The 16157-nt window shown below is 61.1% G+C and carries 15 protein-coding genes and 3 pseudogenes; 7 read left to right on the top strand and 11 right to left on the bottom strand.

The annotated features are described in order from the left end of the window. Nucleotides 1-297: 297 nt before the first annotated feature. Nucleotides 298-651, top strand: a complete 354-nt coding sequence (locus BQ7388_RS00070; protein ID WP_072499460.1) for a YraN family protein — start codon at nt 298-300, stop codon at nt 649-651. A 56-nt stretch (nt 652-707) separates the two neighbouring features. On the opposite strand, the gene BQ7388_RS11685 is transcribed toward BQ7388_RS00070, so the two are convergent. The 8 genes and pseudogenes from BQ7388_RS11685 to BQ7388_RS12525 all read right to left on the bottom strand — a co-directional run bounded on the left by BQ7388_RS11685 (nt 708) and on the right by BQ7388_RS12525 (nt 8691). Then, entirely contained in the window at nt 708-1298 is a 591-nt protein-coding gene (locus BQ7388_RS11685; RefSeq protein ID WP_072499459.1) for an SLATT domain-containing protein, read from the bottom strand. Then, nucleotides 1295-2104: an SMODS domain-containing nucleotidyltransferase gene (locus BQ7388_RS00060; protein ID WP_072499458.1), complete on the bottom strand. Its 810-nt coding sequence runs from the start codon at nt 2102-2104 to the stop codon at nt 1295-1297. Before BQ7388_RS00060 ends, BQ7388_RS11685 begins: the two co-directional genes overlap by 4 nt. A 204-nt stretch (nt 2105-2308) precedes the next feature. Then, nucleotides 2309-2761 (bottom strand): hypothetical protein, encoded by a 453-nt coding sequence (locus BQ7388_RS11680; RefSeq protein ID WP_129583114.1) that lies wholly within the window; start codon nt 2759-2761, stop codon nt 2309-2311. 36 nt (nt 2762-2797) lie between these two features. Next, nucleotides 2798-3388 carry a restriction endonuclease subunit S gene (locus BQ7388_RS00055; protein WP_072499457.1) on the bottom strand — a complete coding sequence of 197 codons (591 nt, stop codon included), beginning with the start codon at nt 3386-3388 and terminating at the stop codon, nt 2798-2800. Continuing rightward, on the bottom strand, nt 3346-3906 hold the full coding sequence (locus tag BQ7388_RS00050) for a restriction endonuclease subunit S (RefSeq protein WP_072499456.1): 561 nt from the start codon (nt 3904-3906) through the stop codon (nt 3346-3348). The genes BQ7388_RS00055 and BQ7388_RS00050 overlap by 43 nt, the downstream gene beginning before the upstream one ends. Next, nucleotides 3896-5407 (bottom strand): annotated as a pseudogene (locus tag BQ7388_RS12770) (N-6 DNA methylase). Before BQ7388_RS12770 ends, BQ7388_RS00050 begins: the two are co-directional and overlap by 11 nt. A gap of 9 nt (nt 5408-5416) precedes the next feature. Further along, nucleotides 5417-8515: pseudogene (locus tag BQ7388_RS12760) on the bottom strand (type I restriction endonuclease subunit R). Continuing rightward, complete coding sequence (locus BQ7388_RS12525) at nt 8515-8691, bottom strand: hypothetical protein (RefSeq protein ID WP_200781405.1); 177 nt, start codon at nt 8689-8691, stop codon at nt 8515-8517. Before BQ7388_RS12525 ends, BQ7388_RS12760 begins: the two are co-directional and overlap by 1 nt. Nucleotides 8692-9009: 318 nt before the next feature. On the opposite strand from BQ7388_RS12525, the gene BQ7388_RS00035 reads away from it, so the two are divergent. Together BQ7388_RS00035 and BQ7388_RS12755 are read left to right on the top strand one after the other, a co-directional pair. Beyond that, nucleotides 9010-9411, top strand: coding sequence for a hypothetical protein (locus BQ7388_RS00035; protein WP_072499455.1), 402 nt, complete (start codon nt 9010-9012; stop codon nt 9409-9411). A 9-nt stretch (nt 9412-9420) separates the two neighbouring features. Continuing rightward, nucleotides 9421-9831 (top strand): annotated as a pseudogene (locus tag BQ7388_RS12755) (relaxase/mobilization nuclease domain-containing protein); the annotation flags it as partial. Nucleotides 9832-9850: 19 nt separating this feature from the next. Here the strand turns inward: BQ7388_RS12755 and BQ7388_RS13290 are convergent. After that, on the bottom strand, nt 9851-10741 hold the full coding sequence (locus BQ7388_RS13290; RefSeq protein WP_200781404.1) for a VaFE repeat-containing surface-anchored protein: 891 nt from the start codon (nt 10739-10741) through the stop codon (nt 9851-9853). A 159-nt stretch (nt 10742-10900) separates the two neighbouring features. Between BQ7388_RS13290 and BQ7388_RS00025 the strand changes: the two genes are divergently transcribed. From BQ7388_RS00025 to BQ7388_RS13170, 4 genes are all read left to right on the top strand, one after another. Beyond that, on the top strand, nt 10901-11416 hold the full coding sequence (locus BQ7388_RS00025; RefSeq protein ID WP_072499453.1) for a transposase: 516 nt from the start codon (nt 10901-10903) through the stop codon (nt 11414-11416). A gap of 586 nt (nt 11417-12002) precedes the next feature. Then, entirely contained in the window at nt 12003-12203 is a 201-nt protein-coding gene (locus BQ7388_RS12180) for a hypothetical protein (RefSeq protein ID WP_159430768.1), read from the top strand. 56 nt (nt 12204-12259) lie between these two features. Then, nucleotides 12260-13447 carry a tyrosine-type recombinase/integrase gene (locus BQ7388_RS13175; RefSeq protein WP_456319914.1) on the top strand — a complete coding sequence of 396 codons (1188 nt, stop codon included), beginning with the start codon at nt 12260-12262 and terminating at the stop codon, nt 13445-13447. Continuing rightward, complete coding sequence (locus BQ7388_RS13170; protein WP_009278848.1) at nt 13444-13782, top strand: tyrosine-type recombinase/integrase; 339 nt, start codon at nt 13444-13446, stop codon at nt 13780-13782. The genes BQ7388_RS13175 and BQ7388_RS13170 overlap by 4 nt, the downstream gene beginning before the upstream one ends. A gap of 272 nt (nt 13783-14054) precedes the next feature. On the opposite strand, the gene BQ7388_RS00010 is transcribed toward BQ7388_RS13170, so the two are convergent. Both BQ7388_RS00010 and BQ7388_RS00005 read right to left on the bottom strand, forming a co-directional pair. After that, nucleotides 14055-15503, bottom strand: a complete 1449-nt coding sequence (locus BQ7388_RS00010; RefSeq protein WP_072499451.1) for an ATP-binding protein — start codon at nt 15501-15503, stop codon at nt 14055-14057. A gap of 45 nt (nt 15504-15548) precedes the next feature. Next, nucleotides 15549-16157 (bottom strand): FAD-dependent oxidoreductase (locus BQ7388_RS00005; RefSeq protein WP_159430767.1); only part of this gene is annotated, 609 nt, incomplete at its 5' end.

Raw genomic sequence — 16157 nt, 5'->3', positions numbered from 1 at the left:
CGCCAGACGCCCCGGCGCACAGACACGCAACGCCTCGCGGCAACCGCATCGCCGCAATCCCACGGGCAGCCTCCGCGCACGCCCCGCCCCGCCTCGCCTTGGGAGCGAAGACTCGCCCACGGACGCTCTAGAGCAAGGGGCGCGAAAACTTTTCCGAGAGGCACAAGGCGCCCCTCGGAAAACTCGGGCGCATCCGCGTTTCGCTTTTGCCCCTTGCGCTGCCGCTTTCCCGCAGGCGCCATCCGCACCACAAGGCGCGCCAAGGGGGCGGGCCCCAACACGAGGAGACAGACAGCCATGGGAAAGAGCATCGACGAGAGGTCGCACGAGGCAATCCGCGCGTACCTGAAGCACAGGGGCGTCGAGGTCCTGGAGGAGGGCTGGGCGCGCGGCTCGGGCAGCATCGACCCCATCGCCATGGACGACGAGGAGCTCGTCTTCGTGGACACCGCCACCAAGTGCGGGGGCTACGACATGCCCCGTGAGGAGCCCGACCAGGGGCGCTTCGAGCGCATCGCGGCGGCCTACCTCGCCGAGGCCGAGGTGGAGGGACTCACCAGCATCCGCTACGGCATCGTGAGCCTCCTGGTGACCGGCTCCGAGAGGGCCCTCCTGCGCCACCACAAGAACGTCCTCAACGACGGGAGGTGACCCTAAAGCGACTGTCCCGGGCCTTCGGGCTCGGGGCAGTTAACATGCAAAAATACTCAGACGCGCGACGATTGATTCTTCTTCCTCAGACCTGCCGGCAGTAGGTCGTCAACTTCCCCCGGCCTAAATGTCTGCGCTTCCTCGTGCTTGAGAGCCTTTTGGGCCTTTTGGTAGTCGCTGTCCTCCGTACGGGGAGCTTTGCGATACACGGCATCGAGATTCTCGAGCAGCTCATCGCGCCTCGCACGAATTTCGGAGACGTCAATATCGTTAAAGTCAGTCAACAAGGAAATAAAAGCCTGTTCAACCGTCCACAAGTCATTAGCTGTCTGAACATGTGCGCTAGATAGCTCTGCCAGCTTGGCACCACGCGAATAAATAGTTAGAGCCAATGCTAGAGCCGAACAGATAGATGCAACAATTACCGCAACACTACTCTGCCCCAAAACTGCGCCTATGCATCCTGTGGATGAAACAGCGGTAAGTACAATCTGCATGATAGAAATGCATTTAGCGCACTTACGAGTACGATTCGCTGCAACATTCTGCGTCTGTCTTGAATAAACCTCTTTGCCGTATATCTCTTCTATCTGAGAGTAGAGCTTCTCTTTTTCGTCCACTTCAGAACATCCCAAGGCTTCTGTCATGACGCCATCCAATTAAGTACTTTACGCAGACAGTCACCGTCATTTCCAATCTCGACCGTCTGTCCGCTTCCGGGGGCTTTAAGTGTCAAGAAGCTGTACTTGCAGTTAGTGTCGAAATAATCCAGTAGGCATGATTCATACGACTTCTCTTGCCTTGAACCTTCACCAGGATCAACCCAGTGCCAACCGCCTATAGCTGCATAAACGAAGCTATCAATCAAAATACCGGAAAGATGATACGAAGAAAAGTGCTGCGTATGCACATACCTAACATGCTTGCAGGTGTCGAAGAGCAAGCCATTGGAGCATACGTCCTTTTCCCGCATTGCTTCCTGCTCAGATTTCGGATTTGTGCTAAGCCATCTACCGCCACTATTAGTGTCTGCATATGTATATGTATCGTTGTTCGTCCATGAGTAGGCATCCTTAAATGCAGGCAAAATCTCGAATCTCATGCCGTCGGAGAATTTGACTACAACCACTTGCCCATCAGCGTGAATATCTGAAGTGGACCATATCAACTCGATGGAGCCCTTGATAGCCTGCAGAAGGCGTGACTGACCATTTCCTCTATATGCATCAAAACGTTCGTATTCACTTCTCGGCAAACTGATAAGAATATCAAGATCACTATCGCTAATGGCGGTTCCACGGCCATACGATCCTACATATAGAGAATTAGCGGTATCACTTGAAGTACCCCAAAACTCACGGTTGACAGCTGCTGTCATCCGCTTATATCTCGATGATATAAGACTTCGTTTTTCGCTATTTATTACGTGGCCATTTCTTGGGACTTTATCCATTTGTGCGCACTATCCTCTCAACGTCAGAGAGCCATTATCTATTTATATAATATTTTACTTCTGGTGCATTATTACCCGTAATTGAATTTGCCTATTCTCGTGGATACGAACCACCACACATGACAAGACGCATCTCCAAGTGGACGGAAAGCCGACATCCACTTGCAGCTAAATGATTATTTGGCTGCTGCTTAGTAGCTCGAATTAGAACCCTGCGTGCTTTGAAATTGCAGCTATATCGGATATTAGATTCTCGAACGAATCCTTCCGCCACAAACCAGCATGCATGTAGCCATGAACAGTGCTATTTCTATTGTTGCCACGATCAAAGGCTGTTGATCGAGAGAAGTACTTCTCCACATTATCAAGTCCGGCAAGAAACGCAGTGTCATCTGCGTTTTCTTGACGCGCTAGCTTCAATAAACCGATGCCAGTCCGTCTGAATACTTCATTACCGTCGGAATCGATCAATTCGCACCCATATTCAGAAGTCCTAGACCTTATCAATTCTTCGAGATAGGAATATGCGAAAGGCGTCAACACCGAAAATGAATTTGGAAATTGCCTATAGATATCCTTTACCTCGTTCCAATCGGGAGCCCAGTTCCAAAAGTGGGCATAGTTAATAATTTCATCGAACTCATCCCAAATGGACATACGCACTCCTTGGTACGAAATTGAACCCATAGATTTTTATCTAGTAACTAAGGGTAACTCAACTCCAGACACATCGATTTCTCTGGACATCAACTTAGGGAGTAGTGTATCGCGGATGGTGCCTAGCCTCCGAGATTCTTGCTCGTTATTGAGTATTGCCATGTCAATTGGGCGGATCACATCCTCGAATTTTCCCATGTCGTCAGCTGAGGGAATCGCAATTGGCAAAGATTTCAATGATTTCCCGTTGATTGAGCCAAAGACGGTGCCCTCTCCATTGAAAGCGTCTAGCTTACCCTTGAGAGACCGCATGAGGTAGAGGGAATAGCTTGCATACTTGCTCGAAATGGCTGCAAGGCCGCGTCCTATACAGCACGCTTCTTTGGCGACATTAAGATCGCCAACGGGTGCGCGAACGCTCATGAGCACATCCATCGGCTTGGCCATGCGTTTAGGTTCTGTGGTGTAGAGCCTTCTTGTGGGGAATCTCCAGCCGAACTCACCACGTCCCTGGTAAAAAACCTCGCCAACGCCATCTTCGTTGTAGGAGCTACCGGCAGGCGATTGTCCCATGGTGATGTTTGCTATATCGGAAAGTACAGCATTGTCTGTAAGAGATCCAAACATCTCAGTGAATAGCGCGTCGCCACATTGCTGCAAATAATCATTTGTGTGCTGATTAAGCCGTATTTTTTGTTGATAGGATTGAGCAGACGAAGGATTGCTCTTTGGCTTTCTGTAGTTGGAAGTTCGAGTTCGATGGATTGCAAATTTTTCTGGTTTAGCTTTGGTTGCGCTGCTCCCGTAACGTAAGAAGAAATATTCATCTCATTTAGTAGCCATGCCAGGATACGAATGTCACATTTATTCGTTCCTCGCAATACATGAGCATGATTATTTACACGAAACTCTCCACTTACTACATGCGCAATCGGCTGTTTCCTACTACGAAGATTCTCGCCATCCTCGGCAACCAATAAATAGGTTCCTTTGTAGGTAAAATCATTCAGATGGTCGACTACCCCTTGCGCACCATAGTATGGATACGACCCTTTGCGACTCGCTCGTTGACGTGAAGAAAGTGGCTCTCGTTTTGAGTCTTCGAGCAGAACAACGTCGCCCAGTTGGACAGTATTAGAGCCCATACCCGATAGCCTCCAGGTTCTTCTTGATTTCCTCCTGCAGGCGATTCGATTCCTCAAAGCACTTGGAGAGCTCGCCGGTTAGACTTGCCATCTTTTCCTCGAAGGGCTCGGCGTCGTCCTCTTCGTCGGGGATGCCGACGAAGCGACCAGGCGTGAGGATGTAGTCCTGCTTGGCGATGTCCTCAGTGGTCACGACTGCGGAGAAGCCTTTCTCCTCTTCGAACGTGCCCTCGCGGAACGCGTCGAATGCCTTGGCCACCTTCTGGTTGTCCTCTGCCATGAACTCGCGCAGGGCGCGAGACACCATCGTGCCCATCTCGCGGGCGTCCACGAAGAGCGTCTTGCCCTTCTGCGGCTTGTCCTTGTCGATAATCCACAGGGATACGGGGATGCCCGTGCTGTAGAAAAGTTTGTCGGGCATGGCGATTATGCCCTCAACGTAGTCCGCATCCACAATCGCCTTGCGAATCTCACCCTCGTTGTTCGTCTACGACGACAGGGAGCCATTCGCCAGAACCATACCCATGCGACCGTGCTCGTTCAGATGATGGATCATGTGCTGCATCCACGCGAAGTTGGCGTTGCCTTCAGGCGGGATGCCGAACTCCCAGCGTGGGTCGTCCTGCAGGCGGTCACCGCCCCACTCCTTCAGGTTGAAGGGCGGGTTGGCCAGGATGAAGTCGAAGCGTTTGTCCTTGTGCAGGTCATTGAAGAACGTGTCGGCGTTGTGCTCGCCGAGGTCAGCGTCGATGCCGCGGATGGCCAGGTTCATCTTGGCCATCTTCCACGTGGTCGGGTTGCTCTCCTGGCCAAAGATGGAGATGTCGCTGATGTTGCCGGCGTGGCTCTCCACGAACTTGGCCGATTGCACGAACATGCCACCCGAGCCGCAGCACGGGTCGTAGACACGCCCGTGATAGGGCTCGATGATCTCGACCAGGGTCTTGACTATGCAGGTGGGCGTGTAGAACTCGCCGGCGTTCTTGCCCTCCTGCTCCGCGAACTTCGCCAGGCAGTATTCGTAGGTGCGTCCCAGCACATCTTGCGTGCCGTCCTCGCCAGCCATCTTCACGTTGGTGAAAAGGTCGACAACGTCGCCCAGCATGCGCTTATCGAGCTCCTGGCGGGCGAAGTTCTTGGGGAGAATGCCCTTGAGCGTCTTGTTCTCCGCCTCGATCTCACGCATGGCCTCGTCAATGACCTTACCTATCTCGGGCGTGTGCGCAGCCTTCGCGATCTCCTCCCAGCGGGCTCCCATGGGAACCCAGAAGATGTTCTCGAAGCTGTACTCGTCGCGGTCCTCCTCGAAGCCCTCGCCCTCGTCTACGAGCTCCTGATGCCGCTGCTCGAACCTGTCCGAGATGTACTTGAGGAAGATGAGGCCGAGCACCACGTTCTTGTACTCCGAGGCGTCGATGTGGCCGCGCATGCTATCCGCTGCCTTCCAGATCTTCTCCTCGAAGCCCAGCTCCTGCGTGTTCGTCTGCTTCTTACGTGCCATGTTGCCGCCTTAATCCATAACCCGACTGTCAGCCCAGAGCTCGCACTGCCGCATGACGGTGTCGAGCGCCTCCTCCTGGCCGTCGGGTGGGTACTTGTACTTCTTGAGGAGGCGCTTTATCGAGCGTCGCATACCCGCGCGGGCGCTCTCCTTTCTCTGCCAATCTATCGTAGCGTTGTTCCTCAGCTGCTCGGTGAGCTCTCGCGTGATGGCAACCAGCTGGTCGTTGTCGTAGAAGTCCTTAACCGCCTGCGGCTTGGTGAGGGCGTCATAGAAGGCGAGCTCCTCCTTGCCCAGGCCGAGCTTCTTTCCCTCCTCGCGCTCCGCCATCATCTCGTGCGCCATCTTGAGAAGCTCCTCGATGACCTGCGCGTTGGAGAGCATGCCGTTGAGGTAGCCGTTGACGGAGCGCTGGAGCATGTCGGAGAACTTCTCCGCCTGCACGACGCTCGTCTTTCGGTAGTCGCGGACCTGCTCCTTGATGAGGCGCTTGAGCGTCTCGTAGGCGATGTTCTTCTCCTTCATGCGGCGGATCTCCTCGAGAAAGCCCTCGTCGAAGAGCGACACCTCCACCTTATCCTTGCTGTCGAACAGGTCGATGACGCCCTCGCTGTGCACGGACTGCTCGAGGATGGCGGCAACGCGGCGGTTGAACTCCTCGTAGGTCATACCCCCACCGCCCGTGCCACTGCGGCCCAAGATGCGCATCACCTGCACGCGAAGGACGTCTAGGAACGCCGCTTCGTGCTGATCTTCCTCCGAGATCATGCTCTTGCAGAGGCTCTCCGCCTTCGCGAGGAGCTGCGCCTGCTTCAGGAAGTCATCGCGAACCTCCTCGCATGCCGGGTTGAGCAGCCAGTCGGCGCACTCGGATATGAGTGTCGCGAGCGTCACCTTATCGGACGTGAACACGCGCTTGCGGTAGCGCGTGCCATGCAGGAGGTCGCGGCAGACCGAGAGCTTCTCCTGGAACTTGGGGTATGCTGTCTTGGCGACGTCCATGTCCCCGTAGTTTCTGCGGTCGCGGTTCGTGTAGGACTTCATGGCGTACTTGAGGGCGCTCGCGATGCCGATGTAGTCGACGATGAGGCCGCCCTCCTTGCCCGGGTAGACGCGGTTGACACGGGCGATGGCCTGCATGAGGTTGTAGCCTTTCATGGGCTTGTACATGTACATGGTGGCAAGCGACGGGACGTCGAAGCCCGTGAGCCACATGTCCACGACGATGGCGATCTTGAGGGGGTCGTCGTCGCTCTTGAAGCGGCGCTCCATCTCCGCCTTGTGATCCTTGCCACCGACAACGTCGAACCACTCCTCGGGGTCCTGGTTGCTCGTGGTCATGACCACGCCCACCTTGTCGGACCACTCCGGGCGAAGATGCATGAGCTCGTAGTAGATCTTCATGGCGATGGGGCGCGAGTAGGCCACGATCATAGCCTTGCCTGCAAGCAGCCCCGCGCGGTTCGCCTCGTAGTGGGAGACGATGTCGCGGCAGAGGTCGGCCACCGTCTCGGGGGCGCCGAGGATTCCGTCGAGTCCGGACATGAGGTGCTTGCTGCGCTGGGCTGTCTCCTCGTCGTGCTTGTCGGAGAACTCCTTGTAGGCGTTGTCGAGGCTCTCAAGCGCATCTGCGTCGAGGTTGAGAGCCACGACCCTGCTCTCGTAGTAGACAGGAACCGTCGCCTCGTCCTCAACCGCCTGCGTCATGTCATAGATATCGATGTAGTCGCCGAACACCTCGCGAGTGTTGCGCCCGTCGAGCGCGATGGGCGTCCCCGTGAAGCCGATGTAGCTTGCGTTGGGAAGCGCATCGCGCACAAGTTTGGCCGCGCCGATCGAGATAGTGCCGTCGGGTCTTATCTCCTCGGTGAGGCCGTACTGCCCGCGATGGGCCTCATCGACCATAACGATGATGTTGCACCGTTCGCTGAGCGGGCCGTTCCCCTCGGAGAACTTCTGCATGGTGGTGAACACGATGCCGTTTGCCTCGCGCCCAGAAAGCAGGTCTTTGAGGTTGCCCTTGCCCTTGTCGCGGTGGAGCGCCTGCATGGGAACTTGCCGAAGGAATTTGGCGCAGCGACCGAACTACCCGAAGAGCTGGTCATCGAGGTCGTTCCTGTCGGTCACGACGACGAACGTGGGGTTCTCCACCAGCCGCTGCATGAGGTGCGCGAAGAAGACCATGGAAAGGGACTTTCCGGAACCCTGCGTATGCCAGAAGACACCGATCTGTCCGCTCCCGTCGACGGCGGATAGAGCTCGCGCTGCCGCCTTCTTCACGCCGAAGTACTGGTGGTAGGCCGCCAGGATCTTCACCGCCTTATCAGCGGAGTCGTTGAAGCAGATGAAGTTGCGGATGATGTCGCAGAGCCGCTCCTTGCGGAACATGCCCTCGAGCATGGTCTTCCAGTCGGCGCCCTGGGTGTCGGAATAGTCGCCGTCCATGCTCTTCCAGGCGACGTAGCGGTCCTCGGTCGCGGTGATGGTGCCGACGCGCGTCTCGGCCATGTCGCTCATCACGCAGAACGCGTTGGGCACGAACAGGGAAGGTATCGCCTTCATGTAGTTGCGCAGCTGCAGGTAGGCGTCGGAGGCGCTCGTCTCCTCGCGGGAGGGGGACTTGAGCTCGAAGATGACGACGGGGATACCGTTCAAGAAGACGATGAGGTCGGGGCGCTTGTTCTCGTACTCGACGTACGTCCACTGGTTCACTACGTGGAAGAAGTTCTTCTCGGGGTGCTCGTAGTCAACGAGGTAGACGATGTCGTCGCGGTCTTCCTTGCCGTCGAAGTAGCGGACCTCGACTCCAGACTGCAGGTAGTCGGTGAAGACCTCGTTGCACTGTTCGAGAGAGCCGCCCTCCACCGAGGAGAGCTTCATCATCGCCTCGTCGATGGCAACGGCGGGAAGCTCCGAGTTTATGCGGCAGAGGCTCTTCTTGAGAATCCTTGGGAGGAAAACGTCCTGGTATAGGTCGCTCGTACGCTCCACGTTCGGGCCATGCAAGTACTTGTACCCGAGGTTCTCCGTGAAATACTGGATGAACATTTCCTCGTAGAACGTCTCGTCGAACGGCACGGAGACGGATGCGTACTTCACATCGCCCATCACTCGGCCTCCTTCACGACGGCATCAGCGAGGATGGACGAGATGAGCGCGCTTACGCTCATGCATTTCTTCTCGGCCAGCTTCTTGACTGCACTCTTGGGCTCTGGAGTCACGGCGAAAATGACCCTCTCGGTCTTCTTGCCGTTGAGGAGAGCCTGTCTGTTGGGCTGCTCCATAGGTGCCTCCATCTGGTTACGCATAAGACTTATATAATTTTAGCACCATCTCACAATTCTCTAACAGAGCAGCTTTCACCCCTAAGCAAGCAGCCTATCTTGTGCGCACAACGCACGAGATAGCGCTTGTCGGCACCGAGGGCCGTGCCCATCGCGCTGCTGCTTCGATGGAGCGTCGCCCCACCCGGATGCCGAGCGACGGGAGCACGCGCGCATGCGCACGCGATACGCTCCCTTGCGGGGGATGACCCGCGCCCCTGGGAAGCCCGGACGGATGCCCAGGCAAGACGCGCCGCCTCTCGGCGCAGAGGGGGAACCATGGAAAGATTCGACAGACGCCTGCATGTTCGTGTGGGCGAAACGGACGTCGAGCGCGCGCAGGCACTCGCGGGAGCACTGGACATCACCACATCCGCACTCGTGAGGCTGCTCCTGCAGCTGCCAGCGGAGGACATCGCCGCACAGCGCCACGTGGTGCTTGACCTCACCTGCGCGAACCGTCTCTACCGCGAGCTCAACCAGTGGGGCTACCAGCAGAACCAGGCCGCCCACGCGCTGAACCGCATCGCCTACTACCTAAGGCGCGAGGCCATGGACGCATCCGACGTCCTGGATGAGCTCTCCTCGGTGGGGCGCCAGCTTGAGCGCCTGCGCGAGAGGACGGGCGAGCTCGTCGCTCCCGTGCGCAAGGTGGCGGAGTCCCACCTGCTCTTCCTATAGGGGCCGCCCATGCCGCTGCTCAAGCCCATATCCGGGCACACGTCCTGCAAGGGCGTCTACCGCTACCTCACCAAGGACGGACGCGCACTCGCCTCCGACTACCTGAACCTCGACATCCCCGAGCACGAGGGCACCGCCTTTGACTGGGCGGCCGCCATGGACGACACGCGCACGCGCTGGCGAAACGACACTCCCTGGGGAGGCAGGCCCTGCCGCACCTACAAGCACTACGCGCTCTCGCCGGACCCCAAGGACCACGTGAGCCTGGACGCCCTCCGCGAGCTCACGGTCGCCTGGGTGCGCGAGCACTTCGGCGACTACGAGGTGGCCATCGTCTACCACGACGACAACACCAGGCACATCCCGCACGCCCACGTGGTCGTGAACAACACCAACATCGTCACGGGGCGCCGGCTTCAGGACCCCGACCCCAGGGAGCTCAAGCACTCGCTTCAGCGCATGGCCAAGGAGCGCGGGCTCTCGGACTTCGACAGCGTCGAGGAAAGGGCGTCCGTGCGCGGGCGCGTGCGGCCCCGCACGCCATGCTGCGCGCGATGCCGATGACGGAGGCGGCGCAACCCGCCGCAGCCAGGGCGCAGATGCCCGCTATCGGCAGCTCGTCTCCCGTCTGGGGAAGCTTGCCGCCGGGCGTCGGCGCCTCGGGGGTCTCGGGCGGCACGAGCTCCACGGTCTGCCCCTCGTCGTTCACGTCGGCATGGGACGCGACCTCCTGGCCGTCCAGGGCGAGAGACTCGAAGGCCACGACCGCGTGCCCGGAGAGCTCCGCGCCGTCGAAGGTGAAGGTTACCTCCTGCGTGCCGTCCGCCGCGTCGAGCACGAAGGCCACGGTGGAGGTGACGGCCTTGCCGACCGAGCGGACGGGCTCGCCGGTCTCTTTGTCCACGAGCGTGCCGGTGAGCGTGTACTCCTTGCCGGGCGTGAGCCCCGTGCAGGAGACGGTGTCCACGATGGTCACCGAGTCGTCGGCCACGGCCTCGTGGTCGCCGTCGTCCGCGTCGGTCGCCTCGGTCTGCGCGCCGGGCGCGGGAGGCGTCTCCGTGGGCGGTGCGTCGTTGGTGAGCGAGCCCAAATCCACGGCCACGGCGTCGCGGTAGACCGACACGTCGAAGGCCGGGATGAGCGTGCGGTCGGCATTGGCATCGTAGGGTTGCTCCTCGACCGTGTAGGTGTCGTAGGGCAGCGCGCCCTTGGCGTCGTCGGGCTCGGCGCCTCCGAACCACACGCCGGAGTCCGCCGTGCCGCCGTTGGTGTCTGCGGTATGGGCGTTCCAGCTCGCCGCCGTCGATGCTTGCCCGTTGCCGTCCGTCACGACCACATGCTCTCGCCCGTGGTCTTGCTGGTGATCTTGAAGGGCACGCCCGCGAGTCGCTGCTGGTGCCGTCCGCCACCTTCACGAGCGCGAGGTCGCCGCGCACCACCTGCTCGGTGAACTCGCCTTCGGGCGTGAGCTCGAAGACCGCGGAGCCGTGTGGCCCGCATCCTCATTGGCGGGGCGGCACGCCAGGCCTTCCTGCACCACCTGACCTGCATGAGGTGCGCCGGGACCGACAGGCGCCAGCTCGAGAGGCGGGTAAAGGAAGGAGCGCGCAAGGGCAGGTGGGCCGCCACCGTGCGCGCCCTCTCCTGCGTCAGGAGCATAGACGAGATAAGCGCGTTCTGCCTGGCCGCGGAGGCTGGCTGCCTCTCGGGGTTCCCCGCCGCACCGGAGTATGCGAGCTGGTGCGGACTCGTCCCCTCCGAGCACTCGTCAGGCGAGAGGGAGGAGACGGGGCACATCGCCAAAGCGGGCAACTCCGCGTCGAGGAGGACGCCCGTCGAGAGCGCCTGGCACCATGCGAGCTGCTCGGCAAGGCCCAAGCGGCTCCCCGGCGAGTGGGGCGCGCCCACTGCCGCCATACGCCCGCGCGGCAACGCCTGCGCCCGCGAGCTCGCCTGCTGGGTCTGGGAGATAGGCCGTGGGGCGGGAGGCACCTATCACAGGTAGTTCCCCCGTATCCCATGGGCATCTCTGCCAGGAGGGCCTGCGGCCCTCGACGCACCGCCGGGAGCCGCTCGCGACTCCTTTTTTGGACAACCGCAAGGCTGCATCCGCCACAAAGACTGACGTTCGCACGAGGCTCCCAGGCGAAGAATCGAACTGCGACACCACGCCTCCCTACCAATTGCTGGGCCCTATGACCGGCAGGGGCGCGGGCACAAGCCCGCGAACATTAGCTTGCCAGGCAAGCGTCGACCAAGAGATGCGTGCCCCCAGGCCCACGCCTGGCTGGAAGTGACGGCAGGCCACTTGACAACGCTTCTCTCGCATTAAAAGAAAGGCCAGGGGTTTTCGCCGCTGACCTCCAGTTTTATAGTCGCGGTGGCAGAATTTGAACCTGTGACCTCCGGGTTATGAGCGACCCAGAGGGCGTTTCATACCAGTTCCAGCGATTCCAGAATTGCAGCGAACGGTACCTGAACTGTGGTTTTCCCATTCTCCACGTTCTGTGCGCTCTGGGTTTCCTGTCCTTCCGACATCCGTTTGTCGGTCATTTGTTGGTTCTGATGTCGGTGAGAATGTCGGTTGACAAATGGCTGTGGAAAACGGACGTTTGGAGGACCGATGGAGTACGCGAGCAGGGGGCCTGAGGAGGCGCGGCGACACCGACCAGTGGGAGGTGACGCTCTCCCGCAGGAACCCGATAACCGGGGAGCCCGAGAGGCTCTACTGCATCGCGAGGGGCAGGACGAGGCAGGCAGCCGAGAAGGCGCGCGACGAACTCATAGCATAGTGCAGCTCGAGCTGGAGGGCGGCACCGCGACGTCCAACGTGTGCGTTCGCGACTTCATGGACGCGTTCCTGCGCTACAAGGAGGGCTCCAAGACGATAGAGCCCTCCACGGTACGCAGCTACCGCGCCGAGACAAAGCAGATCTGCCACTACCTGGGCGATGTGAGACTCTCGGCGCTCACCGTGGCCGACGTCAACGGCTGGATGGCCCGCATGACCGCCGACAGCTATGCGCCGAAGTCGGTGGCCAAGCCCTTCCGCCTGCTGAAGCAGGCGCTCAAGTGGGCGATGTCGCAGGACCTGGTGCGCAAGAACGTCTGCGAGTTCTGCAAGCCGCCCAAGTGGGTGAAGACGCCCATAAACGCGCTCGATTGCGCTGCGCGCACGCGCATGCTGAGGCTCGCCGTCGCGGCCGAAGCCACGAGCCCGCTGGGCCTGGCCATAGAGCTCACGCTCACCACCGGCATGAGGCGCGGCGAGGTGTGCGCGCTGCGCTGGAGCGACGTGGGGGGCGACGGCACCGTGACCGTCTCCCACGCGCTGGGCAACGGCGAGGGCGGCTTCTACCTGAAGGAACCCAAGACCGGAAGCTCCGCGCGCACCATACCGCTCACGGCGCACACGGCGGCGACCCTCAGGGCCAAGCGCGCCGACTCCCGGCGCGTGCTGGCCAAGATGGGAGTCCCCGCCGGCGACCCCTTCGTACTGGGGACGCAGGAGCCCGAGAGCAGGCCCTACAACCCCACGCNTGTCGCAGGACCTGGTGCGCAAGAACGTCTGCGAGTTCTGCAAGCCGCCCAAGTGGGTGAAGACGCCCATAAACGCGCTCGATTGCGCTGCGCGCACGCGCATGCTGAGGCTCGCCGTCGCGGCCGAAGCCACGAGCCCGCTGGGCCTGGCCATAGAGCTCACGCTCACCACCGGCATGAGGCGCGGCGAGGTGTGCGCGCTGCGCTGGAGCGACGTGGGGGGCGACGGCACCGTGACCGTCTCCCACGCGCTGGGCAACGGCGAGGGCGGCTTCTACCTGAAGGAACCCAAGACCGGAAGCTCCGCGCGCACCATACCGCTCACGGCGCACACGGCGGCGACCCTCAGGGCCAAGCGCGCCGACTCCCGGCGCGTGCTGGCCAAGATGGGAGTCCCCGCCGGCGACCCCTTCGTACTGGGGACGCAGGAGCCCGAGAGCAGGCCCTACAACCCCACGCAGCTGGGGAAGGACTTTCTCGGCGTTCTGCAAGATGAACGGCTTCGACTGCACGTTCCACGACCTTCGGCACATCTTCGCCACCATGATGATCGGGAACGGCTGCGACGTGCGCACCGTGGCGAGCTACCTGGGGCACGCGAGCGTGAACATGACGCTCGACATCTACGCGGACGTGGACCCGGAGGCAAAGAGGGCCGCCGTGGGCAAGGTGGACGAGAGCTTCGACCTGGACATGAGCTCGCCGGCGCTCTGGGAGCCGCAGGTCGCACAGCCAGCCGCCGAGTCGGAGGGCCTCACGTTCACCGTGGGACAGCTAGAGGCCATGCTCGCCGAGACCAAGCGGAGGGAGGCCGGCCATGAGGGCGCTTAGGGCACTGCTGCGGTTGCTGAAGGCCGTCGCGCGCATCGCGCTGCGCTGGATGTAGCCGCGCCGCTAGAGCCTACTCGAACCCGAGGTTCGACCTCCACGGGCCCCTTTACCTGTGAGACCCTCGGACGGGCCGGCTTTACTCGAACCTACTCGAACCTACTTGGACCTACTCGAACCTACTTGGACCCGAGGTTCGACCTCCACGGGCCCCTTTACCTGTGAGGCCCTCGGACGGGCCGGCTTTACTCGAACCTACTTGGACCTACTTGGACCTACTTGGACCCATGCAGGGAATAGTACTGCGACGGGTCGTGGGCGCTGTTGCCGTGCCAGTCCAGAATCCCCTTCTTTACCAGGGACTTGAGGGCTGGTCGCGAGACCTTTACGCTGCGGCCGAGGTGGTCGGCGAGCTCTCTGGCGGTCACCCGCCCCCTCCCGTACACGTACTGGAGGGCGGCGAGCTCGTACTCGCCCAGGGCGCCAAGCGCGTCCTCGCCGATGTCACTCGCGATCGTGTCGCCCCGGCGCAGGACGCGCGAGGTCGCGCTGTTCTCGAGCGTGAGCCTCACCGAGGCGCCGTTCGGCTCCGAGAAGGTGGGCTCCCTCAGGAAGAAGCTCGCCATCTCGTCGTATATGCGCTGCACGCCCTCGTTGAGCTCCCTGACCCAGCCGAACTCGACCAGGGTGCGCGCGATCGTAGGGTTGCGCGACCAGCGGGTGTACTTCATGTTCTCGAGCGTCACGATGTTGGGGAGCTTGCCCGGGCTCGTTATCTCGAGGCGGTCGTCGTACATCATCACGCGGATGTGGTCGCCGCTCATCGCGTAGTCGCGGTGTGTGACCGCGTTAACGAGCCCCTCGAACCAGGCGAACTCCGGGTACTCCGGTATGACCTTGAACCTGCCGTCGTCCCCGAGGTACTGGAACTCCCTCAGCTGGCTCGAGATGAACTCCTTCGCGCCATTGATGGTCTTGGGGAGCGGCCCGTCGAAGGTCCTGTCCTTGACTATGTTGAGCCTGCGCCCCGTCTCCATCTTGCTGCCGTCGAGGCGGATGACGCGCACCCGCGCCCACGGCATGAATCTGGCGGGGCTCTCCGAGAAGAGGAGGACTCCCGCGTTGGTGAGATGGCCGTCCTGGAGGAAGCCGCAGCTCCGGAGGACCTGCTCGTCGCTCGCCTCCGTGCCGAGCTCGGCCTTGTAGCGGGCCATCACCTCGGGGTCCACGTCCCCTATCGAGGAGCGCTCCTGCACCTCGTCCTCGTAGCGGCGCTGGTTCTTGTCGTACTCGAGCGCCAACACCTGGTCGCGCTCGAGCTCGACGCTGCTGTCCTTCTGGCGCAGGAAGACCGCCTTGTCGCTGCGCCTGGATATGACGTGACCCGACGAGGGGCTTATTTCGAGCACGAGGATGCGGTCGTCCTCTCCTCGCGAGTTGGTTACGGGGATTCGCACGGGATGGACCTCCGGCACGGGCTCGCACCCCGCGAGCGCCGCCTGTTCGAGCTCCTCGATGCTGCGCGCTCCGCCCCTCTTGAACCCGGTCACCGTGCCGTCATCCTCTATCCCGATGACCAGCTTGCCGCCCGACGCGTTGGCGAAGGCGCAGATGTGCCGGGCCGCCTCTTTGGAGTTGAGCCGGGCACTCTTCCGGTCGAAGTACTGGTTCTCGTCCGCCTCGGCGAAGAAGCCAGGGTCGTTGTTGTCCAATGGCGGCTGCATGCGCGTCTCCTAAAAACAAGAAGGGCGCAGTCCCGTCCCCTCTGGCTAGCCGAGCAGGGCGTTGAATACCTCCGAAGAGCTGGGATGCGTGTAGATGCCCTGCCCAAGCTCGGTTGCGCTCACGCCGTGCGCCATGCAGACGGCGACGGTGTTGATGAGCTCCTGCGCGTCCGTGCAGAGCAGGGCCGCCCCGAGGATGAGGTCAGTCTCCGTGTCCACGATGAACTTCGCCATGCCCTCGCTCTCGCCGAGGATCTTGGGGCGCGGCATCACCGCCAGGCTCGCGATCGGCGCCTTCCGCACCGCATACGGCCTGCCAGAAGCCGCAGCCTGCTCCTCGGAGACGCCCACCGTCGCGAGCGGGGGCTCCAGGAAGGTGGTCGTGGGCACCGTGCGTCCAGCGGTGCTGCGACCCGCCAGGCCGGGGTAGACCTCGGGCCAGGCGTCGGCGAGAATCACGCGGTGGTCGTCGAAGGAGACGTAGGTGAACTGCGGGCCGCCGTTCACGTCGCCGGCAGCCCAGACGCCCTCGACGGAGGTCCTCAGGTGCTCGTCCACCTTGATGGCGCCCCGCTCCGTGAGCTCGATGCCCGCCGCAGCGACATCGAGCGCAGCGACTTCCGGGCGACGACCCACGGCCACGAGGGCCGCATC

This window comes from Olsenella phocaeensis, from assembly GCF_900120385.1.
Classification (GTDB): Bacteria; Actinomycetota; Coriobacteriia; order Coriobacteriales; family Atopobiaceae; genus Olsenella_I; species Olsenella_I phocaeensis.
The sequence above is the reverse complement of the archived record's forward strand: the minus strand, read 5'-3'. Positions and strand labels throughout refer to the sequence as shown.